Annotated in this window: 19 protein-coding genes and 3 tRNA genes; 16 read left to right on the top strand and 6 right to left on the bottom strand. The window is 54.2% G+C overall.

Annotated elements, in window-relative coordinates; genetic code table 11:
* The first annotated feature begins 1 nt into the window (after position 1).
* The 12 genes from E3E28_RS00730 to E3E28_RS00675 all read left to right on the top strand — a co-directional run bounded on the left by E3E28_RS00730 (position 2) and on the right by E3E28_RS00675 (position 10,398).
* Positions 2-394 (top strand): DUF1699 family protein, encoded by a 393-nt coding sequence (locus E3E28_RS00730; RefSeq protein ID WP_167913641.1) that lies wholly within the window; start codon positions 2-4, stop codon positions 392-394.
* 41 nt (positions 395-435) lie between these two features.
* Positions 436-1,236 (top strand): GTP cyclohydrolase IV, encoded by an 801-nt coding sequence (locus tag E3E28_RS00725; protein ID WP_167915062.1) that lies wholly within the window; start codon positions 436-438, stop codon positions 1,234-1,236.
* Positions 1,237-1,522: 286 nt separating this feature from the next.
* Positions 1,523-1,846, top strand: coding sequence for a hypothetical protein (locus tag E3E28_RS00720; protein ID WP_167913640.1), 324 nt, complete (start codon positions 1,523-1,525; stop codon positions 1,844-1,846).
* A gap of 141 nt (positions 1,847-1,987) precedes the next feature.
* Positions 1,988-2,962, top strand: coding sequence for a hypothetical protein (locus E3E28_RS00715; protein ID WP_342764463.1), 975 nt, complete (start codon positions 1,988-1,990; stop codon positions 2,960-2,962).
* Between the two features lie 4 nt (positions 2,963-2,966).
* The gene (locus E3E28_RS00710; RefSeq protein WP_167913638.1) at positions 2,967-3,734 is read left to right on the top strand and encodes a hypothetical protein; all 768 of its coding nucleotides are present in this window, start codon (positions 2,967-2,969) and stop codon (positions 3,732-3,734) included.
* The gene (locus tag E3E28_RS00705; protein WP_167913637.1) at positions 3,731-4,192 is read left to right on the top strand and encodes a hypothetical protein; all 462 of its coding nucleotides are present in this window, start codon (positions 3,731-3,733) and stop codon (positions 4,190-4,192) included. Before E3E28_RS00710 ends, E3E28_RS00705 begins: the two co-directional genes overlap by 4 nt.
* Positions 4,189-4,938, top strand: a complete 750-nt coding sequence (locus E3E28_RS00700; RefSeq protein WP_206203778.1) for an ABC transporter ATP-binding protein — start codon at positions 4,189-4,191, stop codon at positions 4,936-4,938. The genes E3E28_RS00705 and E3E28_RS00700 overlap by 4 nt, the downstream gene beginning before the upstream one ends.
* 54 nt (positions 4,939-4,992) lie before the next feature.
* On the top strand, positions 4,993-6,069 hold the full coding sequence (locus E3E28_RS00695; RefSeq protein ID WP_167915060.1) for an HD domain-containing protein: 1,077 nt from the start codon (positions 4,993-4,995) through the stop codon (positions 6,067-6,069).
* 98 nt (positions 6,070-6,167) lie between these two features.
* Positions 6,168-8,366, top strand: a complete 2,199-nt coding sequence (locus E3E28_RS00690; RefSeq protein WP_167913636.1) for an elongation factor EF-2 — start codon at positions 6,168-6,170, stop codon at positions 8,364-8,366.
* 291 nt (positions 8,367-8,657) lie between these two features.
* The gene (gene tuf / locus E3E28_RS00685; RefSeq protein ID WP_167913635.1) at positions 8,658-9,944 is read left to right on the top strand and encodes a translation elongation factor EF-1 subunit alpha; all 1,287 of its coding nucleotides are present in this window, start codon (positions 8,658-8,660) and stop codon (positions 9,942-9,944) included.
* Positions 9,945-9,990: 46 nt separating this feature from the next.
* Positions 9,991-10,299: a 30S ribosomal protein S10 gene (gene rpsJ, locus E3E28_RS00680; RefSeq protein WP_012571711.1), complete on the top strand. Its 309-nt coding sequence runs from the start codon at positions 9,991-9,993 to the stop codon at positions 10,297-10,299.
* A 12-nt stretch (positions 10,300-10,311) separates the two neighbouring features.
* Positions 10,312-10,398, top strand: a tRNA-Ser gene (locus E3E28_RS00675).
* Positions 10,399-10,548: 150 nt separating this feature from the next.
* Here the strand turns inward: E3E28_RS00675 and E3E28_RS00670 are convergent.
* Positions 10,549-11,757, bottom strand: coding sequence for a DEAD/DEAH box helicase (locus tag E3E28_RS00670; protein WP_167913634.1), 1,209 nt, complete (start codon positions 11,755-11,757; stop codon positions 10,549-10,551).
* Positions 11,758-11,828: 71 nt separating this feature from the next.
* Positions 11,829-11,906, bottom strand: a tRNA-Lys gene (locus E3E28_RS00665).
* 89 nt (positions 11,907-11,995) lie between these two features.
* On the opposite strand from E3E28_RS00665, the gene E3E28_RS00660 reads away from it, so the two are divergent.
* The 3 genes from E3E28_RS00660 to E3E28_RS00650 all read left to right on the top strand — a co-directional run bounded on the left by E3E28_RS00660 (position 11,996) and on the right by E3E28_RS00650 (position 14,636).
* The gene (locus E3E28_RS00660; protein WP_167913633.1) at positions 11,996-12,766 is read left to right on the top strand and encodes a DUF835 domain-containing protein; all 771 of its coding nucleotides are present in this window, start codon (positions 11,996-11,998) and stop codon (positions 12,764-12,766) included.
* A gap of 37 nt (positions 12,767-12,803) precedes the next feature.
* Positions 12,804-12,891: transfer RNA gene (locus E3E28_RS00655), tRNA-Leu, on the top strand.
* 695 nt (positions 12,892-13,586) lie between these two features.
* Positions 13,587-14,636, top strand: a complete 1,050-nt coding sequence (locus tag E3E28_RS00650; protein WP_167913632.1) for a glycoside hydrolase family 5 protein — start codon at positions 13,587-13,589, stop codon at positions 14,634-14,636.
* Here E3E28_RS00650 and E3E28_RS00645 read toward each other — a convergent pair.
* The gene (locus E3E28_RS00645; RefSeq protein ID WP_167913631.1) at positions 14,615-17,002 is read right to left on the bottom strand and encodes a DEAD/DEAH box helicase; all 2,388 of its coding nucleotides are present in this window, start codon (positions 17,000-17,002) and stop codon (positions 14,615-14,617) included. The two genes, E3E28_RS00650 and E3E28_RS00645, sit on opposite strands and share 22 nt — an antisense overlap.
* A 15-nt stretch (positions 17,003-17,017) precedes the next feature.
* Complete coding sequence (locus tag E3E28_RS00640) at positions 17,018-17,353, bottom strand: DUF5658 family protein (RefSeq protein ID WP_240921631.1); 336 nt, start codon at positions 17,351-17,353, stop codon at positions 17,018-17,020.
* Positions 17,354-17,501: 148 nt separating this feature from the next.
* Here E3E28_RS00640 and E3E28_RS00635 point away from each other — a divergent pair, with 148 nt between their 5' ends.
* Positions 17,502-17,939 (top strand): hypothetical protein, encoded by a 438-nt coding sequence (locus E3E28_RS00635; RefSeq protein ID WP_167913630.1) that lies wholly within the window; start codon positions 17,502-17,504, stop codon positions 17,937-17,939.
* On the opposite strand, the gene E3E28_RS00630 is transcribed toward E3E28_RS00635, so the two are convergent.
* Positions 17,936-18,601 carry a ScpA family protein gene (locus E3E28_RS00630; protein ID WP_167913629.1) on the bottom strand — a complete coding sequence of 222 codons (666 nt, stop codon included), beginning with the start codon at positions 18,599-18,601 and terminating at the stop codon, positions 17,936-17,938. The genes E3E28_RS00635 and E3E28_RS00630 overlap by 4 nt on opposite strands.
* Positions 18,602-18,603: 2 nt before the next feature.
* Entirely contained in the window at positions 18,604-22,170 is a 3,567-nt protein-coding gene (gene smc / locus E3E28_RS00625; RefSeq protein WP_167913628.1) for a chromosome segregation protein SMC, read from the bottom strand.
* Positions 22,171-22,187: the final 17 nt, after the last annotated feature.

The raw sequence follows: 22,187 nt of genomic DNA, 5'->3' as shown, positions 1-22,187 counted from the left end.
CATGAAGGTTCGGGTGAGCGCCAAAACCTACGATGAACTCCTGCGGAAGCTTTCCGAGCTCAATGAGGACGTCACCGAGGTTTACGTTAGTTTAAGGCCGACCAAGGAGGTCGTAGTCAAAATCCTCGAGAACGCGCCCAACGTGAAGAGGATAAGCTGTCCGCCGAGTCTCTATCCAAAGGTCTCCAAGAGGGTTATCTATGCCCTCAGCCAGCTCGGTATAGAGCTCGTCCCCGAGAACAGGCCAAGAGGGAGGCCGAGGAAGTACGACGAAAAAACGGTGAAGCTCGTCCGCGAGCTGGCCAGGAAGGGCGTTCCGATGCGGGAAATCAGCGAGCGCCTCGGTATTCCCCTGAGGACCGTTTACTACATGGTGAACGAGCTCCGGGCTTAACTTTAAAAGACCTTTTCTCAAGCCAACCCCGGGTGAGAGAAGTGATTGAGACTCAGGAAGAAGTTCCGGAGATTAGAGAACCCCTCAGGCGCGTCGGCATAACTAACCTCAGGAGCGTCGCCAAGATTAACTGGAAGGGAAAGGTCTACACGTTCCTCCCGCTCTTCGAGGTCACGATAGACGTCCCTGCCGAGAAAAAGGGAATCCACATGAGCAGGCTCGTGGAGAGCATAACCGAGGCCATGAGCGAGGCCGTGGAGGAAGAGGTTAGGGAAGCCCACAGCTCGCTTGAGGAGCTTGGAAGGGCTGTCATAAGGCGCCTTGAGGGCAAGCATCCGCATAGAAGGGCGGAAGTCTGGATTAAGACCCACCTCATAATCCCCAGGGAAACGCCGGCGAGCGGGAAGACGAGCTACGAGCCCTACGACGTCGAGGTCGGCGTCATCAAGAACGAGGACGGCACATTCGAGAAGGTTCTCCGCGTCAGGGTTATAGGCAACACCGCCTGCCCGCACGCGATGGCCAACAACAACGGCAAGACCCACATACAGAGGGCCATCGGCGAGCTCGAGGTCAGGACGGCCTTCGACGAGGAGATAGCGCTCGAAGACATGATTGACGTCGTGGAGAGCTCCTTCAGCCACCCGACGTATACACTCCTGAAGACGGTTGACGAGAACGCGGTCGTTCAGGGCATGTTCGCGAACCCGAAGTTCGTTGAAGATGTCGCGCGCGAGATTTTCGTCAAGGCCCGAGAGAAGTTTAGGGGCAAACTCCACGTGAAAGTCATCAGCAACGAGAGCATCCACAAGCACGATGTTATAGCCGAGACGTGGAGCTGAAGGTTCGAAATTCGATACTCGTTCATCATTTTTAGTCTTCGAAATTTTTCCGTTAGGAGTATAACATTTTTGTTAAACAACTTCGCCAATCTTGGTATAATCCAGTTATTAACGTGAAGTAATTCGCTTCATTATTTGCACTGTGTCCATTCCATCTCCATTATGGTCGATTTTTTTTTTGGAATTTATATCTCAATTTCGAAGTAAAAGTTAAATACCAAGTCAAGGATAGTATCAATCGCCCGGTCGAGCGTATTAATTGCCCCCGGGCAGGAGGGTCGGAACTATGAAGAAGCTGGTTGCCGTGCTGTTTGGACTCTTGGTAGTAGCTACTGGACTCGTGGCAGCGACGACTTGGGCTGTTACTTCAGTTAGGAGATACAACAGTGACTCGTATGGATACTCTTGGACGGAGATTGGAGTCAAGTACGATGTTCAGCACCCCTACCTAAACTACTACATCACGTATAGGACTGGAGGCGGGGGTGCTTACGGAGCTCACGTCCTTACAGGAGTTACAATAATACCTGATCCGAATGGGGCTGAGACCATAGTAACCATAGACGGGTATCACAAGGTAGTTTCATCTGCTGGGTGGCCATACGTTTGAACACTATCTGCTTGTTTTTAAACTTCTTTTTTAATCTCTGGAGGGGGCAATATGAGGAGATACTTATTAATATGTTCTCTCATGTTAATGATAATAGTAATTCCATCCTTTGCAAGCGCTTCGTCAGGGGTTGGGGGCTATGTGTCACTAACGTATATTTCCTCAAGATACAACCCATACATTCACTACCGCGTCTCCCACGGGGACAAACCTGACTGGATAACCACTTCGTTGATGATTTACAACTACTCTGGGGTTCTTTACATTATAAAAACGTACAACGACACCGTGATACGGTTCAACTTCTCCGATGAAAACAATGGATACATTCTTTCGCACGTTCAAATAGAGCTCAGCAACGTCACTGTAATGACGGTTCTTCCTAAAGGAGTTCGTCCTCCAGTCTTTTGGAATGAGTCTGAAGTTCTGTCGGCGAAAACCGAGAAGAGCCATGACCCGGATTTCAAGGACTGGACCTGGTACGTGTTCAGACTTCGGAAAGTTACGATAACCGGCTCGTATCTCATCAGAGAAGCCGACATGCAGGTTGTAAAGAACGGAAAAGCCTACGGCCACACGATGCTCTTTGACAACCTGTTGCACCCGCTCGAAAAGGGCAGTACGTTTTCCAAGTACCCTTTCAGCACAGTTGTCGGCAGGGTTATGGTAGACAACAAGAATCCGAAGAGATGGAAGAATATCACCTATTATCCGCCCCTCAAGACCGTGGTTACCGACAGGTACTCGTTTAACCTGACCCAGCCGTTTGGGAAGGGGTATCCCATCGAGATCGTTCAGATGGCAACCCTGATTTACACGTTCGACGCATCGGATGGAAAGCTCGTGTTCACGCCGAACGGCGGGTCCGACCTCTGGGCCGTTGGTGTTCTAAGCACGTCCTTCTCCGATGAATACGCCTTGTATCAAGTGGAAGTTAAACACGATGACTTCTACGCGGTGGGGCTTGTACTGAAGTCGTTTAAAACGGGCGTTAAAAAATCCAACACCGTCAGCTTTCACAGACCGGACGTTAAAACGGCCTACGTCTTTTACGGAGCCCTCGTGGTTCTCTTGGTAACGGCTGGAATTAGCAAGGTAAAGAAACCGGGGAGGTAGTCATATGGGAAGGCTTTACAAACTCTTCCGCTGGGAAATGAACGACGTAATAAAGAACGTTCTTCTATTTTTTGGAATACTCCTCGTTGGAATGGCCATGAAGAGGTTTCTGATGGGGGTTAGCTCGAGCGTTGGATTCGCATCGGGAATGGATGTTCAACTCTTTGGCGCGTCAAAGGCCTCCGGGGTTTCGACGTCAATACTGGGTCTGCTCTCCCTCAACGATGTCTGGACCCTGATGGGCTTCCTAATCCTGCTTCTTGGGGCCTTGACCTTCCGCTATGACAGGGACAGTGGGATTGCACTCTCAGTTTACTCGCTTCCATATTCAAACACGGAGATATTTGGAGTTAAACTTCTCTCACTCTTCATCTACGGATTTATAATGATACTTTTACCCTTTACTTACATCACTGTAACAACATATGCAAGCATAGCCGGTTATCTTCCCGCGATAACCTCCAGTTTCATTGGAGACGCGTTAGTTCTAGTGGTCTTCATGGTGCTCTACCTAATAGCTGTTGGCACCCTGACTTCTCTCATCTCTCCAAACGCGTTCCTCGCATTCATGGTCGGCTTCGCGGTGATATACGCGCCCCGCGTGACCGGGGTCTCTAACCTGCCCCCTCAACTCTTCATCAACGCTATCTCCAGGAGCGGAAGTACTGACTTCACGCCTTTCACGGCTCAGTACGTCAGCTGGGGCCTTCTCGTCCCGCTGGCCCTCTTTGCCCTCTCATGGGTTCTCATCAAAAGGAGGGATGTGGTATGAGGTTCTGGGCGGCCCTTCTCTCCGCGATGCTCCTGCTCACCATCGGTTCCCTGTGGGTCTATGATTCCTATGAGAACGAGGTCGGCTCAATAGGTCCCCTCTTTCTCCAGCCGGTGGGACACCAGGGAAACGTCACCAGCCTCAGCACCGTAACGGTGCACACCCCAACGAGCTCCCTCATCGGGGCTTCCTGCAGTGGTAACGGGGTCGTTGAGGTCTACGACATCATAACCGGGGAGCTGGTGGATAAACATACCGTTTACGGTCATGCCGGATATCAGTTTGTCCTCCCCCATGAGGGGGACTATCTGATAATCAACAACGGCACGGACAAACTAACCTGCTCCCTCCGATTTATTAAAAACTACCCGACCAAGGAGGTTCAAAACTCTCTATACATCAGCGGCTCCGCCTTTGCACTCCTTCTAGCACTCGTGGTCTGGAGGTGGAAGAGATGATAATCGAAGCTAGAAACCTTAAGAAACACTTCGGGAGCATTCACGCCCTTGATGGAGTCACGGTTAGCATTCCAGAGGGAGTCACGCTAATCCTCGGCCCCAACGGTGGCGGAAAGAGCACTTTCCTAAAGCTCGCCACAGGGGTTTACAGGCCGACCTCCGGAGAAATTAGGGTGTTCGGCGAAACCCCATGGAACAACTGGAAAGTCAAGGCCCGCTTCGGCGTCGCCTACGACCCGCCGGCCTTTCCACAGTTCACAACGGGACGGGAATGGCTCACTCTTTTTGCAGAGAGCAAAGGAGCATGTGAAGATGAAGTTGGGCGTGTAGCGGAGCTCTTTGAGGTGAAGACCTTCATTGATAAGCGCATAAGCGGTTATTCTTCGGGAATGCTAAAGAGATTGAGCCTCGCGCAGGCCTTCATAGGAAGTCCAGAGCTGATATTCCTCGACGAGCCTCTCGCCAATATAGACTTTGACAGCATGGAGAAAGTCATTGAAATCATCGAGGATATGAGGGGGAAAACCAACTTCGTAATCATAAGCCACATCTGGGAGCCTCTGATGCCCATCGTTGACTGGGTCGTCGTGATAGGCAACGGAAAGCTCGTTCTGAGCGGAAAAGCCGAGGAAGTTCAAGAAGAGGTCGAGAAGCTGTTCAAGCCACGCATCAGAAGGAAGGAGAGAGGGGGCAAAGACGTCCCCCTCTCCCCCGGGCAGGAGGGTCCACACCCTGCCAACGGTTAGGTCTCGGGCGGTTAGGTTTATTAGCTTTTTTCTTACCCCCTCATGGCGATTGACATGAAGCTCGTCCACGACCCGATACATGGCGGGATAGAGCTCGACGACTTCGCGGTAAAGCTGGTTGACACACCTGAGTTCCAGAGGCTCAGGAGGATTACCCAGCTTGGTCTGGCTTTCCTCGTCTACCCTTCTGCCAGACACACGCGCTTCGAGCACTCCCTCGGGACCTTCCACATAGCGAGGCTCATACGGGAGAGAAACCCGGAAATTGACGAGGAAGCGGTTTACTCGGCCCTGCTCCACGACCTCGGGCACTACCCCTTCAGCCACACCCTTGAATGCCTCTTCCCGAGGCACGAGGACAACACGAGGTGGCTGATAAAGCACGGGGAAATCGGCGACGTTTTACGGGAGCGGTTCTCGCTCGGGGAGTTCCTCGGCCTTCTCAAGCACCCCCTCGTGAGCGGTGACATAGACGCCGATAGAATGGACTACCTCGTGCGAGATGCGTACTACACCGGCGTTGCCTACGGGCTGGTCGACCTCGAGAGGCTCATACGAAACCTCCGCTGGGACGGAGGGAGACTAATCCTCGGAGAGAAGGGGATAATGGCCGGCCAGAATCTCCTGATATCGAGGAGCATGATGTATCCAACGGTCTACCAGCACCACACGGTCAGGATAGCGGGCGCGATGCTGTGCAAGGCCGTTGAGCTCGAAGGGATTGAGCTTGAGGAGCTCCGGAAAATGGACGAGGTTGACCTCGTTGCTCGGCTGAGGGCGAGCGAGAGAAAAGAAGTCCGCGAGCTCATCGGTGCAATCGAGAATAGAAAACTCTACAAGCGCGTCGTCTGGAGCGGAGAGGAGCTTGATGAAGGAACCATCAGGGAGCTAAAACGGGAGCTGGAAAGCGAGTTCGGCCACCTGGCGTTGCTTGATTACCCACCAAAACCGAGGTTCGAGGAGAGGAATGCCTTTGTGGAGTTCAACGGAGAAATTAAACGCCTGAGCGAGGTCTCGCCGGTCGTCAGGGCGCTCGTCGAGGCCAAGGAAAGCAACTGGCGCTGGGGAATCTACGCGAGGGAGGACCTCGTGGGGGAAGTCCGGGAGTTCATCTCCAAAAGGCTTAAGTAGTTTGACCGCCCAGAGTCCGGCTCCGTTCTCGACCGGGAAAAGCTTTATAACCGAGCCTTTTAAGTTAAGCCGACAAGCTCATCCAAAGGTGGTGCGTTATGGGAAGAAGGGAAGAGATGATTGCGAAGATTAAGGAACTCATGACCCAGCCTGAGAGAATCAGGAACATGGGTATCGCCGCTCACATTGACCACGGTAAGACCACGCTGAGCGATAACCTGCTCGCCGGTGCTGGAATGATAAGCGAGGAGCTCGCCGGAAAGCAGCTCGTCCTCGATTTCGACGAGCAGGAGCAGGCGAGGGGTATTACAATCAACGCGGCCAACGTTTCGATGGTTCACAACTACGAAGGCCAGGACTACCTCATTAACCTCATCGACACCCCGGGTCACGTTGACTTCGGTGGTGACGTTACCAGGGCCATGCGTGCCATAGACGGTGCGATTATCGTCGTCGACGCCGTTGAGGGAGTCATGCCCCAGACCGAGACCGTTCTCAGGCAGGCCCTTCGCGAGTACGTCAAGCCGGTTCTCTTCATCAACAAGGTTGACCGTCTCATCAAGGAGCTCAAGCTCGGCCCGAACGAGATACTCAACCGCTTCGCCAAGATAATCACCGACGTCAACAGACTCATCAAGCGCTACGCTCCTGAAGAGTTCAAGAGCGAGTGGATGGTCAAGGTCGAGGACGGTAGCGTCGCCTTCGGAAGCGCTTACTACAACTGGGCCCTCAGCGTTCCGTACATGAAGAAGACTGGCGTTTCCTTCAAGGACATCGTCGAGCTCACCAACGCCGGTGACCTCAAGACCCTCAGGCAGAAGGCCCCGCTCCACGTCGTCGTCCTTGATATGGTCGTCAGGCACCTCCCGAACCCGCTTGAGGCCCAGAAGTACAGGATTCCGCACCTCTGGCAGGGCGACATAAACAGCGAGGTCGGCCAGGCCATGCTCAAGTGCGACCCGAAGGGCAAGATGGTCATGGTCGTCACCAAGATAATCATCGACAAGCACGCCGGTGAGGTTGCTACCGGCCGTGTCTGGAGCGGTACGGTTAAGAGCGGTAAGGAAGTCTACCTCATCAACAGCAAGAGAAAGGCCAGAATCCAGCAGGTCGGTATCTACATGGGTCCCGAGAGGATTAACATGGAGGCCGTCCCCGCTGGAAACATCGTCGCCGTTACCGGTCTGAGGGACGCTATGGCCGGTGAGACCGTCGCCGAGGAGCCGATTGAGCCGTTCGAAGCCCTCCACTACGTTAGTGAGCCGGTCGTTACCGTCGCCATCGAGGCCAAGAACGTTAAGGACCTCCCGAGGCTCATCGAGGCCCTTAGACAGCTCGCCAAGGAGGACCCGACCCTTCACGTCAAGATTGACGAAGAAACCGGCCAGCACCTCCTCAGCGGTATGGGTGAGCTCCACCTTGAGGTCAAGCTCGTCAAGCTCAAGGAAGACTGGAAGATTGACGTCGACGTTTCCCCGCCGATAGTCGTCTACCGCGAGAGCGTCACCAAGAAGAGCCCGATAGTCGAAGGAAAGTCCCCGAACAAGCACAACAGGTTCTACATCACCGTCGAGCCGATGCCCGACGAGATTTACGAGGCAATAAGGGAGGGCATAATCCCAGAGGGCAGGCCCAAGAACCCGAAGGAGGTCGCCAAGAAGCTCGCCGAGCTCGGCATGGACTACGAGATGGCCAAGGGCATCGTCGACGTCTACAACGGCAACATGTTCTTCGACAACACCAAGGGTATTCAGTACCTCAACGAGGTCATGGACCTCCTTGTTGACGGATTCCACATGGCGATGGACGAGGGACCGCTCGCCAAGGAGCCGGTCATGAAGGTCATCGTCAGGCTCCACGATGCCAAGATACACGAGGACAACGTCCACCGCGGTCCGGCCCAGATTTACCCGGCCATCAGGACTGCAATCCACTGCGCCATGATGAAGGCCGGTCCGGTCCTCTACGAGCCGTACCAGAAGGTCATCATCAACGTTCCCTACGAGTACATGGGTGCCGTCAGCAGGGAAATCAACCAGAGGCGCGGTCAGCTCATCGACATGAGGCAGGAAGGCGAGGTCATGATTATCATTGCCGAGGCTCCAGTTGCGGAGATGTTTGGATTCGCTGGAGCCATCCGTGGAGCCACCAGCGGAAGGGCCCTCTGGAGCACCGAGCACGCCGGATTCAAGCGCGTTCCGAGCGAGCTCGCCGTAAACATCATCAGACAGATACGCCAGAGGAAGGGCCTCGACCCGAACCCGCCGACCGAGAAGGACGTCTGCCCGCAGCAGTGAAGCCGTCCCGGCTTTCCGTTTCTTCACCTTTCTTGAATTTTGACTTTGGTTCACATTTCGGTTCGTTCTTCAGTCCAATCCTCTCGCTCCGAGAGTAGGAGGCCTGATTTTGACAGATACGCGTTTAAGGGCGATTAGTTAACTTTTTAAACTCGCCCCTCAAGTTAGGGTCGGAACTCATGAGGTCCCCCCGTAAACGGCGGGTTCCCCGCCCGAGGGGGCCGAGGTTCGAAAGATTTAAAAAGCCGTCCTAGTCAACGAGACTAGACCAAAAACTGGAGGTGTTTGAAAATGCCGAAGGAGAAGCCGCACGTTAACATCGTCTTTATAGGCCACGTAGACCACGGAAAGAGCACCACCATCGGAAGGCTGCTCTTTGACACCGCCAACATACCGGAGAACATCATCAAGAAGTTCGAGGAGATGGGTGAGAAGGGTAAGTCCTTCAAGTTCGCTTGGGTCATGGACAGGCTCAAGGAGGAGCGCGAGAGGGGTATCACCATCGACGTCGCCCACACCAAGTTCGAGACCCCGCACAGGTACATCACCATCATCGACGCTCCGGGCCACAGGGACTTCGTTAAGAACATGATTACCGGTGCCAGCCAGGCTGACGCCGCCGTTCTCATCGTCGCCGCCACCGACGGTGTCATGCCCCAGACCAAGGAGCACGCCTTCCTTGCCAGGACCCTTGGTATCGGCCACATCATAGTCGCCATCAACAAGATGGACATGGTCAACTACGACCAGAAGGCCTTCGAGAAGGTCAAGGCCCAGGTCGAGAAGCTCCTCAAGATGCTCGGCTACAAGGACTTCCCGGTCATCCCGATTAGCGCCTGGGAGGGCGACAACGTCGTCAAGAAGAGCGACAAGATGCCCTGGTACAACGGTCCGACCCTCATCGAGGCCCTTGACCAGATACCCGAGCCGCCGAAGCCGACCGACAAGCCGCTCCGCATTCCGATTCAGGACGTCTACTCCATCAAGGGTGTCGGTACCGTTCCGGTCGGCCGTGTCGAGACCGGTATCCTCCGCGTTGGCGACGTCGTCATCTTCGAGCCGGCCAGCACCATCTTCCACAAGCCCATCCAGGGTGAGGTTAAGTCCATCGAGATGCACCACGAGCCCATGCAGGAAGCTTACCCGGGTGACAACATCGGATTCAACGTCCGTGGCGTTGGTAAGAACGACATAAAGCGCGGTGACGTTGCCGGACACACCAACAACCCGCCGACTGTCGTCAGGCCGAAGGACACCTTCAAGGCCCAGATAATCGTCCTCAACCACCCGACCGCCATCACCGTCGGATACACCCCGGTCCTCCACGCCCACACCACCCAGGTCGCCGTTAGGTTCGAGCAGCTCCTCGCCAAGCTCGACCCGAGGACCGGTAACGTCCTCGAGGAGAACCCGCAGTTCATCAAGACCGGTGACTCCGCCATCGTCATCCTCAGGCCGACCAAGGCCATGGTCATCGAGCCGGTCAAGGAGATACCGCAGCTCGGCAGGTTCGCCATCCGTGACATGGGCCAGACCGTCGCTGCAGGTATGGTTATCTCCATCCAGAAGGCCGAGTGATTTCTTCGGCCTTTCCTTTACTTCCTAAACTTTAGGAGGGACGGAAATGCAGAAGGCGAGGATTAAGCTTGCAAGTACGAACATCAAGGCCCTCAACGAGGTCACCGACCAGATTAAGCAGATTGCCGAGAGGACCGGTGTCAGAATGAGCGGTCCCATACCGCTCCCGACCAAGAGGATAAGGATTACCACCAGGAAGAGCCCCGACGGAGAGGGTACCGCCACCTTCGACCGCTTCGAGCTTCGCGTTCACAAGAGGCTCGTCGACATCGAGGCCGACGAAAGGGCCATGCGCCAGATTATGCGCATCCGCGTTCCTGAGGACGTCACCATCGAGATTGAGCTCATCTCCTGATTTCCTTTATGCGCCGGGGTAGCCTAGCCTGGGAAGGCGCGGGCCTGGAGAGTCCGTGGGCGCATGCCCGCCAGGGTTCAAATCCCTGCCCCGGCGCCAAACTCCTTTTGTCATCTCATTCTCCTTGGAACTCTCGTGCAATAGTTTTGGGCAAACCAAACACAGAAAAGCACGTTCTCGGATTCAACCTTCTAAAACATTCCCCAGAAGGTTTAACAGGTAGGAATATAAAAGAACAAAACCAGAGGCTCAGTAGCGTCTTCTCCTCTGCCTCGGCCTCTTCTTGCCCCACCTGTGCCTGTACTCGTTCTCAAGCTCGTCGCGCCGAACCATTTCCCTGTACCCCTTCGGAAGTTCCTCGCTCAGCTCCGACTTCCTGACGTCAACCCCTGCCTGTCTCGCTATGTACCTGAGTCTCCTGAGCTCACCGGGCGCAATGAAGGTTATGGCTTTTCCTTTCTTCCCCATTCTGCCGGTTCTGCCAATCCTGTGGATGTACTGCTCGGCGTTCATGGGGATTGAGTAATTGACGACGTGAGTAATTTCAGGAACGTCAAGCCCCCTCGCGGCAACGTCCGTCGCCACAAGAATCTCGGTCTTCCCGCGCTTGAACCTTCCGAAGGTTCTCTCCCTTGAGGGCTGACTCATGTCCCCGTTGAGGGCCTCTGCCTTAAACCCGTCCCTCCTGAGCCTCTCCGCCAGCTCCCGCGTTTCCACCTTCGTCTGGCAGAAGATTATGCCGTAGAAGTCCTCGCTCAGGATTTTCTTGAGGATTCCGTAGCGCCTCGCCGGGACGGCCTCTATGAACTCCTGCTCGACCTCGCCGGGAACCAGTTCGTCCCTGCTCACGATGACAACCTCGGGGTTCTTCATATACTTCTTGGCGAGCAACAGAACGTCCATCGGCATCGTCGCCGAGAACATCATGACGCGCTTTTCCCTTGGGGTGGCTCGGAGGATTGCTTCAATGTCCTCCTGAAAGCCCATGTCAAGCATTCTGTCTGCCTCGTCGAGGACGAAGAAGCGGAGCGAGTCGAGCCTGAGCGTTCCGCGCCTTATGTGGTCGAGCACCCTGCCGGGCGTTCCAACGACGATTTGAGCCCTCTCAAGGGCCCTTATCTGGGGCCCTATCGGCTGGCCTCCATAGACGGCGTAAATGTCTATCTTCCGCTTCCCGCGTAGCGAGCGAAGCTCCTCACTCACCTGTATTGCCAGCTCTCTCGTCGGCGTTAGAATGAGCGCCTGGACTTCCTTCCTGCCCTCATCTATCAGGTCGAGAATTGGAAGGCCAAATGCCGCCGTTTTTCCACTCCCGGTCTTTGACTGACCAACGACATCGCTCTTTCCATCGAGGATGAGCGGTATAACTTCCCTCTGAACGTCAGTGGGTTCCGAGAAACCCTTTCTCTCAACGGCCTCAACGGAGGCCTTCGATAAGCCAAGCTCCTTAAAACTCATTTTTCAAGTCTCCTTAACACTGAAGTCTCAAACGCGCTCCCTCTCAGAACGCGCCGAGGAGAAACGCGTTTTGGCGGGCCGGGGGGGATTCGAACCCCCGACCTGCGGATTAAGAGTCCGCCGCTCTAACCAGGCTAAGCTACCGGCCCACGACCCGAAACCATAGAGGGGAAGTGTATTTATAAATTTTTCGGTTTGACCCTTCGCAACTGTTATTAGGCCCGAGAACCAAAATACTATGGGGGCGCGGGAGTTGGCCGGAGAGTTTCAGACGATAAAGCTTCTTGCGGAGATAATTGCGTTCGCCACCCTAACTTCTGCGTTTGTGGTGGCGTATTCACTTCGTGACGTTCTTGCTGGGTACGTTGATAAACGAACCCTCCGGGGCGTTTTTTTGGGCGTGTTCATATTCTGGCTCGGGTACCTTGAGAACGTCTTCAACGAGTTGTATAAGACCGAGCTGACGAAGGTGCTTGATGACGTTCTTGTGGCGATAGGGATGACAATCATCGTAATAACCGGCTTTCAGATGAAGAGGGAAATTCGCGCAGTTAAGCCAAAGGTTGTGACAAAGGGGCCAACTTTTCTGGAACCTGGGGCGTATATAACTTATAACGTGTCCCCATCAGTGATATTGCCACTATTACAAGGGCGTCAGCTTCTTGCAATCACGAGGCATCCTCAACCCTATGAGGAACACGGCATCCCCTACATATGGATTAGCAACGTCCCTTCTGAAAACACTGTGAGGCCCACTGGTTTGGCCCAGCTCCTTCACAAGGTTCTCTCAAACGTTGATGACAACACATTCATAATCGTGGATGGACTCGAGTATTTAATCCTAAACAACGGCTTTGAGCCGGTTATGAAGTTTCTCATGAACCTGAAGGATAACCTCCTTACAAGGAACGCCGGAATGGTGGTAATAGTTGACCCAAAGACCCTCGATGGCCGGCAGATGAACATGCTGATGAGGGAGTTCGAGAGGTTACCTCTCCAGAAACCGTAAAATTTATAAAGGCCCCAACGCCCTTATATCTGGCAACGCGGGGGTTGCCGAGCCTGGTCAAAGGCGCGGGATTGAGGGTCCCGTCCCGTAGGGGTTCCGGGGTTCAAATCCCCGCCCCCGCACCAGAAACTTTTCTGGTGAAAAGTTTCATCAAAGTTTGTGATTCCCTTTTGAGGAACAGTTTTTAAGTGGATTTCTTTTTGAGTTGCTCTTTTTGGAGAGTGAATTCATTTAAAAGCACCTTTTAAAGGGGTTCAAGTGTTTTTGCGCTCCTTTGGAGCGCGGTTTTAGTAGAACCAGCGTGAAAGGGGGTGTATTTTAAAAAATTCAACCTTTAAGAGCCGGTTTAGAATTTAAAATCCCTTGATGAAGAGGCATTAAATAGGAATCACAAGCTTTTGGTGAAGCTTTTTCCAAAAGCTTCAGCGCTGGCGGAAGATAATGTGCCTTTCTAAAAATTGCAGGTTTTAGAAGGTGGGTTTCTATTGGATTCACTCCATCTGTAAGTGTTTCATTTGGAGAAGGCGCCCGAAGGGCGCCGATATTGAAATCGAAACTATCTCAAAGGGGTTTTGTCGTAGTGGTAAACCCTGTATGAACTTGCTTTTCTATTAGTGCACGGTTAACTTCTTGCTCTTTGGTAAGAAGGGCGTTCCTTTCGCCAGCCTTTCTTAACGGCTGGGTGAAAAGTCTCATCAAAGCGTCATGGATTTAGACCCAAACCATTTTGGTTAGAGGTTTAACTTTTGGCCAGGCTTCCCATGCTTGCTGAGAACGTTGAACCAAAAGGCTTAACGTTCTAAAAGGAATTCCTGCCTCCATGAAGAAGCTCGGCGTTGCGTTCATACTTCTTATCCTCCTCGCGTTCTTGTGGAGCATACACGCCCGGGTCGTCGAGAACCGGACTCATACTCACACTATTACCCCTGCTACTAACCCGTCCCTCCAATCCCCTGGAAAAGAACCCATAACGGCCCGGCAGTACGAGAAGCTCCTCGGCGTTGGAATCGACGTTGACTGGATGAGCTTCCCTCGGGTTCACCGCTACTACTTCTACTGGCGCTCGAAGGGTGTGAACGTGCCAGAATACTTCAAGAAAGCCGGTTTCTCCAACGTCAGGATAAGGGTAGGAGCAGACGTCGTGAACAATATGACCGCGCTAATTCAGCTCGGCGAGATAGTCAACGACACACTCAAAGCCGGCCTTATCCCAATTATCACATACACGGCACCGAAGCTGAGGAACGACCCGACGAGCGAGAAAGCCCAGGAGCATTTCGTCCTCTGGTGGAAGACCGTCGCCGAGTACTTCAAGGGGACCTCATACCTCCTCTCCTACGACCTACTCATCGAGTCGAGCGGGCCGATTAAAGCATACCCCGACGTTCTTAACAAGGTCTACGGTCAGACGATAGCCGAAATCAGAAAAATTGACTCCCCCCGGCTCGTCTTCGTGACCCCTGCGCGGGTTTCAAGTCCCTTCTACCTCACGTACCTCAACGTTACCAACGACGGCTACATCCTCGCCGAGTGGCACATCTACGCAGGTGGTCCTAAGCACTGCACCCACAACATGACCTTAATAGAGAGCGCGATAAACGCTTCTCTTGCCTGGTCAAAGGAGACCGGAATTCCCACGTGGGTCGGTGCGTGGAGGCCCTTCTGGTTTTCAAAGAAGGATAAAAGCGTTCAGTGCCCGCTTCAGGCCGACGTTGATTTTGGAAAGGTCATGGCCTCGGCCCTCTGGAACGCCGGAATCCCCTATGACATCAACGCTGACGTCTGGTTCTTCAACATCGAGAACCTGACGTGGTATCAGGACAGGCTCCCGGTTCTGAAGGCCGTCCTTCACCCCTCGTCCTCCACGTAGGGAGCAGTTATGACTTTCCTTATCTCGCGCGCCTTCTTTGGCCCTATCCCCTCGACCTCCTTGAGCTCCTCTTCCGTTGCAGTAAAGACCCGCTCGACGTTGCCAAAATGTTTGAGCAGGCGCTTGGCAAGGGTCGAGGAGACGTTTGGAAGGCCCTCAACGATTAGGCGCTGTCTCTCAGCTAAGGTTAAGGCCTTCTTCTCGCTCCTCAGCCTTACCTCCTTCTTCCGCTCCTCCTGCTCGCGTTTAGCTAAGAGGTAAATGAACTGGGCCGTTTCCTCCTTCCCTGAGGAGAAGAGTACCGGAACACCCCAGTCAACGGTTACAGAGGCTATTGCTCCCCTAATCGCGTTGGGGTGGACGTTCCTGATGCCGTAGAGCTCGCCCTCGATGATTATCACAGGCTTCTCGTAGGCCCTCTTAAGCCTCTCAACCTGGTCAAAAAGGCGACCATCTATGATTGACTGTATGAAGTCGTTGGCGCTCTTTCTCTCGATTCCAACCTCCTCGCTGACGACGTAATCGGCGACGTCAAGGGTTCTAACCTCAATCTCGGCCCCAAGCTCCTTCAGAATCTTCGGCACTCCGCTCCTGAGCTCGCGCGAGTCAACGTAGACGACTATCCCCTTTGGCTTCCTAACGAATATCGGCTTAACCGGAATTTCCCCGCTCTGGCTTTCCGCTTTTCTCTCCTCTTGAACCCGCGGAGCTTTTGATTCGGCCTTTTTCTCCGATTCTTTTGCCTTCTCCTCTCTTCCGGCCTTCTTGCTCTTACCAACCTTCAGGAACGCATCAAGGGAAGTTATTCTACCCTTCCCCACCTCTACCCTCTCCCGGCCTTTTGATTCCCTCTCAAGCTTTGATTCAAGCTCCCTCGCGACTTTCCTTATCGCCTCGAACATGCCCTTTTCCTTCCTCCGGGAGCTCCAGTAGTAGGCCTCGTCGCGCGTCCCCTTGGCCATGAGGATTACTACCTTTCCGGGCCTGTGTCTTCCGGTCCTGCCACGACGCTGTATGCTCCTTATGGCTGAGGGCACGGGCTCATAGAAGACGACCAAATCAACCTCGGGAACGTCAAGGCCCTCCTCACCGACGCTCGTTGCCACCAAAACGTTGAACTCACCTCGCGAGAACCTGTCCAGGACTTCCTTCTGCTCCCTCTGGGTCATTCCCCTATCTCTTCCCCTGCTCGCCTGCCCTATGAAGCGCTCCGCCGAGATGCCCATTTCCCTGAGCTCCTCGACTATCTTCCTGCCCGTGTCGCGGTAGTTCGTGAAAACGATTATCTTCGAGTCCGGCTTTTTCTGAAGCTGTTTCCGGATAAGCTCCTTCAGCTTCTCCATCTTCGGGTGGTCGAGACCAAGTTCCTTCGCCTGAACGAGGAGGTAGGTGACCTTCCTCATACGCGGGTCTTCCATGAGCTCTCTACCGGACTTTGAGCGGTCCTCGCGGAGCTTCTTGAGATAGCTCCTGAGGGCAGTTAGCCCCTGAGTTTCGAGGAGCTCAATCGCGTGGTGGAGCTTCATAGCCTTCGCCTGATGCTTCTTGAGGTAGCCGATGGAGTAGTCTCCCTTGGCCATCGCCTGGTTTATCTTTGAGCCCGCCTGAAGGACCTCCCTCTTCGAGATGTCCGGCGAAGAAGAGCTCACGAGCCCGGCATCGGCAAGGGGCTTCAATGAGTCTTTGAGCATCTCGCGCAGGATTTTCCTAACGTCCTTGTAGATTCCCGGCAGTTCGACCTTAACCCAGTCGAAGGCTATCCTCTGGACGTAGGGCTTGACGTCCGGAGAGCTCTCGGTTCTAATCTCTATGCGCTCTATCCCGAGGTTCTCCACTATCTCGCGAATCTTCTCCTCGTCGCTACCGGGCGATGCAGTTAATCCGAGAACGAGCGGGTGCTTTGCAGTTTTGAGATATTCCTTCGCTATGAAGACATAGGCATAGTTGCCAACCGCCCTGTGGGCCTCATCAACGACGAGCAGGACAACGTCTTCCAGCGAAATCCTGCCCGTTAGAATGTCGTTTTCAACGGTCTGGGGTGTCGCGGTAATGACGACACTCTTCCTCCACAGCTCGGCACGCTTCTCCGGGGAAAGCTCGCCCGTGAGGACGTTAATCTTCTCAGGCGGAAGGTTGAAGAGTTTTCTAAAGCTCTCCGTGTGTTGCATCGCCAGCGGTTTTGTCGGGGCCAAAAAGAGGACCTTCCCCCCGTACTTCGAGAGCCTGTAATCCGCTATGAGCATCGCTATGAGCGTCTTCCCTAAGCCCGTCGGCAGGACGACGAGGCAGTTCCGCTCCTTACAGCGGGCGTAGATGACCTCCTGGTAAACGCGGGGCTCGATTAAATCCCTGCGAAGGTACTGCATATTTCACAGCTCGCATCATCCAATAAAAAGGTTCTCCAACACCGCTCCCACGGTGGAATTGATGATTCCTGAAACCGGGATACCTGCGAGAAGAAGGATGTTATTGACGGCAGGAATCGCCTTGAGGATTACCATTCCAATTGCCACGGCCCTGAACGCGGGGCTGAACTTCTCCAGCCGGAGTGAGACGGCGATAACGCCAGCGCCAACCGCAGTATACAGGCCGTAGCTCCCAAAGAATCCCGTCCCGCTGGATATCCTGCCCGCAAGAAGGGGATTCGACTCTTCAAAGCCCATTTTAACCCCAAACCACGTTGTAAGTGCGTCAGCTATCGCAAAGAGCACGAACATGATTACGTAAAATTTGCTTTTCATAACGCCATCGTTGATAACTTGGTTCCAATACTTAAATACCTTTTTCAATGGTTCGAACCTGCATATGTATGTGCATGTGTAGGTGCAGGGAAGAATTTTTCAAGGCTCCGGGGGATGAGCCAACATGCTCCTGACGAGGCACGCCGAGGAAAGGCTCGTGAAGAGGCTGGCAAAGAGAAGGAAGCTTGGGCGGGTCTATTCAGAGCTCTGGGCGTTCTTCGACCGCTCGCGGAGAATTGACGTCAACGAACGCGTTGTAATCTTCACCGACGGGAGGAAGAGCCTCGTCTGTGCCAGGCTCGACTGTGAGAGGCTTTCGCTGGAGGAGATTAAAGAGCGCGTTGAGGGCCTGAAAGGGACGTACAGGTGCATCTTTCCGGATAAGAAGCTCGCGAGGGAAACGTCCCCGGTCAAGTTCCTTTCTGAGATTCCTGACGGCGTTTACTGCTTCTACCTCAACAGGGAAAAGCGAAGCCTCTACATAGGGAGCGAGGAGCCTTTACTCGCGATAACTCTGAGGCCGGCGAAAAGGCGGGAGCGGGAAAATATTGGAGAAACCTAATTGGCCTCATCAACCATCGGCACGACCAGTATCTCCCCGAAGGGCTCCTCCTGAACGAGGTCGACCTTGCCCATGTTCGCCAGGAAGAGTAAGTAGAGGAAGGTCCTCGCGATGACCTTGGGCGTGTTGTCGAAGACCAAATCCCAGAACTTTATGGGCTTCTTTGTCTCCTCGTAGAGCTTTCTGACTATCTCGTAGAGCCTGTTGACGTGCTTCTCGATGTCAACGCGGAAGTCGTCAACTACGAAGACTTCCTCATCAATTTCCTCGCGCTTTCTCTTCCTCGGCTTCCTCCGCTCGGCTTCCTCAAGCGCGTCCATCAGCGCCTCAAGGAGGTCATCGAAGGTGTAGTAGCGTTCCACCCTCCTGAGTGGAGGCGCTAAGGGCTCGACCTCGACGCGAATCCTTTCTTCCTTCTCTTCCTCCTCGCTCTCCTCTTCCTCGTAGAGCAGAGCCTCGCTCTTCATTCTGACGAGGATTGAAGCCGCCAAGATTGCCCTCGCCGAAACGCGGAGGTCGAGCTCCTTCATCTCCCTGAGCCTTTGAATGTACTTCTCGGTCAAATCAACGATGTCGATGTTCCAGGGGTCAACGCGCCCCATCTGGACGAGCTGGAGCAGTATGTCAATCGGGGTGATTTCCTCTTCTCTTCTCGATTCCATCGTCAGCCCTCCAGACGGCCAAACATCTCCCTGTGCTCCTCGTCGCTTCTCCGCCTGATTTCTTCAAGGATTTTCCTGGCCTTCTCGAGGCTGAGCGAGACGACCTTTGATACGCCGTTCCTCATCGTTACGCCGATAATCCTGTCCGCGTTGGCCATCATGACGTCGCGGTGGGTAATGACTATGAACTGGCTCTCCTGTGAGGCTTCCTTAATCAAATCAGCGACGCGCTTGACGTTGGCGTCGTCGAGGTGAGCATCTATCTCGTCGAGGAGGTAGAATGGAGCTGGCTTGTAGCGCTGTATCGCGAAGACGAAGGCGAGCGCTATTATCGCCTTCTCGCCACCACTCATTGCCTCAATCCTCTTCACGTCCTTGCCGGCCGGCTTCGCCTCAATCTCAAGACCACCCGCGAACGGGTCTTCTGGATTCTCGAGGATTAGCTTGGCCTCTCCTCCCGGAGAGAGCTTGGCGAAGAGCTCCGAGAAGTTCTTCGCTATGGCTTCAAGAGTCTGGAGGAACACCTGCTTCTTCTGGCCTTCTATCTCCTCGATGAACTCCTCTATACTCTCCTTCTCGGCCAGAACCTGCTCGCGCTTGCTCTTGAGCTCGAGGTAGCGACGCTCAACGACCTCGAAGTCCTCGATGGCCTTCATGTTGACCGGCTCGAGGGCGCGTATCTCCTCCTCCATGCGCTCAATCTCTTCCCTCAGGGCCTCAAGCTCCAGCGGGATTTCCTTTATCGACTTAATCAGCTTCGCGTCGAAGTGCTTGAGCTCGGCTTTCTTTTCCTTGAGCGTTGTTTCGGCCTGCGCGAGCTTTATCTTGAGGGTATTGGCCTCTATGCGAAGCTCCTGGAGCTTCGAGCTCAGCTCGTCCTTCTCCTTCCTCAGCTCGGCTATCTCCTTCTTCAGCCTCTCGCGCCTCTCGCGGAGCTCCTTTAGTTCGTCCTTTACGTTCTCCTCGGCCTTCTTCAGCTCCTCGAGCTCGGCCTCGAACTTCTTTATGGCCTCCTCATTCTCCTTTATGTTGGCCTGGAGGGCGTTTATCCTGTTGATTAAGCCATCGATTTCCTCCTCGAGGTCTGCCTTCCTCGGGAGGAGTTCCTCGTTTATCCTACTCTCAAGGCTTTCGAGCTTGCTCTCGACCCTGCTGAGCTCCTCTTTGAGCTTCGCAATCTGCCCTTCCACTTCTCTAATCCGCGCGTTCAGCTCCCTCGCCTCGGGGTTGTCGAGGGCCTTCCTGAGCTTCTCCCTCTTCCGCTCGAGCCTCTCAATCCTTCCGCGGAGCTTCGCCATCTCGCCCTTTGCCTCTTCGATTTTCGCGGTGAGGGTCTCTATGAGCTTCTCGCTCTCCTCGATTTCCTCCCTGAGCGATTTGTCCTCGGCCAAAAGCCTCTCAAGGTCGCGCTGGAGAACCTGAAGGTCCTTCGACAGCTCGCTCTTCCTCATGCGGAGCTCGAAGAGTGTGTTCTCGATGCCTTTCCTCTCGGCCTTCAGCGAGTTTACCTCCGCCTCAAGTGCCTCCTTCTCGCGCTCAAGCCTCTCGACCTTCGCCTTAATCTCGTCAACGTTAACCCCGAGCCTGCCCCTCGGCCTGTAGTGACCTCCGGTTATTGCACCGCTCCTCTCGAGCAACTCACCGCCAAGGGTTACCATCCTGACCTTTCCTATGCCGACGCTCCTCGCCTCGTCCATGTCCTCAACGATGAGAGTATCTCCGAGGGCGTAAGCTACCGCGTTCCTGAAGCGCGGGTCGTAGCTCACGACGTCCATGGCGAGGATTCCGAGGGACGGCCTCTCACGCATCGAGCGGGGCTTTATCTTGTTGAGCGGGAGGAAGGTTAGCCTTCCGAGCTTTTTCTCCTTGAGGAGCTTTATGGCCTTTTCAGCAACGCGGTCGTCCTCCACAACCACGTTATCGTAGTTCCCTCCGAGGGCCACCTCGACGGCTAACGCGTATCTTCCGTCCTTAACGGTTATCAGCTCGCCGAGCGTGCCGTACAAACCGGGAATGTTGCTCCTTTTTAGGAACTCCACGGCGCGGTTTCCACGGACTTCCCTCTGCGCCTCCGCCTTTATGAGCTCCTCCTTGGCCTTTGCAAGCTCGGGCTCGAGCTTCCTGAGCTTCTTTGTCTTATCCTCGAGCTCCTTCTCAAGCTTCCTGAGCCTCGCTTCCGCCTTCGAGAGCTTTCCTTCGACTTCCGAGAGCTCGGAGCGTTTCTCTTCGAGGGCCTTCTTCGTTTCTTCAATCCTCTCGCGGAGGGCGTTTCTCTTAAGGTTGGCCTGCGTTATCCTTGCTTTCGCCCTTTCGATTTCCTCTGTGAACTTCTCAATCTCGCTCTCCTTCATGTAGAGGCCTTTCTTAGCCTCCTCGAGCTCCTCAACGACCTTGTCAAACTCCTCCCTGGCTAAAGAATAGCGCCTGTCAATCTCGCCGAGCTTCACGACGAGCTCGTTCCTGCTCGCCTCGAGGGTTTTTATATCAGCCAGGAGCTTCTCTCTCCTCTTGGACCAGCGCTTTATCGCGTTCCTGCTCTTTTCTATTTCCTCGCCGATTCTCTTGAGTTCGTCCTTGGCCTTCTTCAGCCTCCGCTGGCTCTCCTCGATTTCCCGGTTGGCGTTCTCGATGTTCCTCCTCGCCATCTCAATCTTCGACTTTACCTCGCTTATCCGCCTCGTGACCTCGAGGATTCCGTCCTCACTCTTCTCCTCGAGTTCCCTTTCGACTTCGGCGAGCTCTTTCTCCTTTGCGACTATCTCCTTGGCGATTTCCTTCAGCTTCGCGTTGAGGGCATTTACCTCGGCCTCTATCTCCTTATCTCTCGCGCTCTCGTCCTCTATAAGCCGTTCAAGCTTCTTTATCTCGCCGAGGAGGAGCGTGACCCTGGCCCTCTCAACGCGTTCCTTCAGGTCGAGGTACCTCAGAGCGTCGTTTCTCTCCTTTTCGAGTTTGTCAAGCTGGGCCTTAACTTCCCTTATGAGCAAATCAACGCGTGCGAGGTTTTCTTCGGCCTGTTTGAGCTCCTTCAGGGCCCTCTCCTTCTTGGCGTCGTACTCCGCTATGCCTGAGATGTCGTCTATGATGAGCCTCCTCTCGGTGGGAGACATCTTGATGAACTTCGTAATGTCTCCCTGGAGGACGATGTTGTAGCCCTCGGGCGAAATCATCGCCGCGCTCAGGAGGTCTATTATCTCGCTCCTCGTTGCCCTCTTTCCGTTGAGCCAGTAGGTGCTCCTGCCGTCCTTGTAGACACGCCTCTTTATTACAACTTCATCTTCATCAATTGGAAAGCCCCTGTCCTGGTTGTTGAAGTACATGGCGACCTCTGCGTATTTTGCAGGAGGTTCGCCCTTCGAGCCTGCGAAGATTAGGTCGCTTATCCTGCTGGCTCGCATTGCCTTGGCCGAGAGACCGCCGAGAACGAAGAGAACCGCGTCACCGATGTTGCTCTTTCCAGAACCGTTGGCACCGACTATGGCGGTAAACCCCCTTGCGAGCGGAACGACGACTTTTTTGTTACCGTAGGATTTGAAGCCCTTCATTTCTATCTTCTCAATGTAAGGCATAGCTCACACCTAAGTGG

It is taken from the genome of Thermococcus sp. 21S9, assembly GCF_012027635.1.
GTDB lineage: Archaea > Methanobacteriota_B > Thermococci > Thermococcales > Thermococcaceae > Thermococcus.
The sequence above is the reverse complement of the archived record's forward strand: the minus strand, read 5'-3'. Positions and strand labels throughout refer to the sequence as shown.

What these genes read in the sequence shown, in the direction of transcription:
- E3E28_RS00640 (WP_240921631.1), bottom strand. Translation starts at nt 17,353, where the DNA reads ATGTTCGTGCTCTTTGCGATAGCTGACGCACTTACAACGTGGTTTGGG.
- E3E28_RS00705 (WP_167913637.1), top strand. Translation starts at nt 3,731, where the DNA reads ATGAGGTTCTGGGCGGCCCTTCTCTCCGCGATGCTCCTGCTCACCATC.
- E3E28_RS00690 (WP_167913636.1), top strand. Translation starts at nt 6,168, where the DNA reads ATGGGAAGAAGGGAAGAGATGATTGCGAAGATTAAGGAACTCATGACC.
- E3E28_RS00635 (WP_167913630.1), top strand. Translation starts at nt 17,502, where the DNA reads ATGCTCCTGACGAGGCACGCCGAGGAAAGGCTCGTGAAGAGGCTGGCA.
- E3E28_RS00700 (WP_206203778.1), top strand. Translation starts at nt 4,189, where the DNA reads ATGATAATCGAAGCTAGAAACCTTAAGAAACACTTCGGGAGCATTCAC.
- E3E28_RS00645 (WP_167913631.1), bottom strand. Translation starts at nt 17,002, where the DNA reads ATGCAGTACCTTCGCAGGGATTTAATCGAGCCCCGCGTTTACCAGGAG.
- E3E28_RS00650 (WP_167913632.1), top strand. Translation starts at nt 13,587, where the DNA reads ATGAAGAAGCTCGGCGTTGCGTTCATACTTCTTATCCTCCTCGCGTTC.
- E3E28_RS00720 (WP_167913640.1), top strand. Translation starts at nt 1,523, where the DNA reads ATGAAGAAGCTGGTTGCCGTGCTGTTTGGACTCTTGGTAGTAGCTACT.
- E3E28_RS00695 (WP_167915060.1), top strand. Translation starts at nt 4,993, where the DNA reads ATGAAGCTCGTCCACGACCCGATACATGGCGGGATAGAGCTCGACGAC.
- rpsJ (WP_012571711.1), top strand. Translation starts at nt 9,991, where the DNA reads ATGCAGAAGGCGAGGATTAAGCTTGCAAGTACGAACATCAAGGCCCTC.
- E3E28_RS00730 (WP_167913641.1), top strand. Translation starts at nt 2, where the DNA reads ATGAAGGTTCGGGTGAGCGCCAAAACCTACGATGAACTCCTGCGGAAG.
- smc (WP_167913628.1), bottom strand. Translation starts at nt 22,170, where the DNA reads ATGCCTTACATTGAGAAGATAGAAATGAAGGGCTTCAAATCCTACGGT.
- E3E28_RS00660 (WP_167913633.1), top strand. Translation starts at nt 11,996, where the DNA reads ATGGGGGCGCGGGAGTTGGCCGGAGAGTTTCAGACGATAAAGCTTCTT.
- tuf (WP_167913635.1), top strand. Translation starts at nt 8,658, where the DNA reads ATGCCGAAGGAGAAGCCGCACGTTAACATCGTCTTTATAGGCCACGTA.
- E3E28_RS00630 (WP_167913629.1), bottom strand. Translation starts at nt 18,601, where the DNA reads ATGGAATCGAGAAGAGAAGAGGAAATCACCCCGATTGACATACTGCTC.
- E3E28_RS00710 (WP_167913638.1), top strand. Translation starts at nt 2,967, where the DNA reads ATGGGAAGGCTTTACAAACTCTTCCGCTGGGAAATGAACGACGTAATA.
- E3E28_RS00670 (WP_167913634.1), bottom strand. Translation starts at nt 11,757, where the DNA reads ATGAGTTTTAAGGAGCTTGGCTTATCGAAGGCCTCCGTTGAGGCCGTT.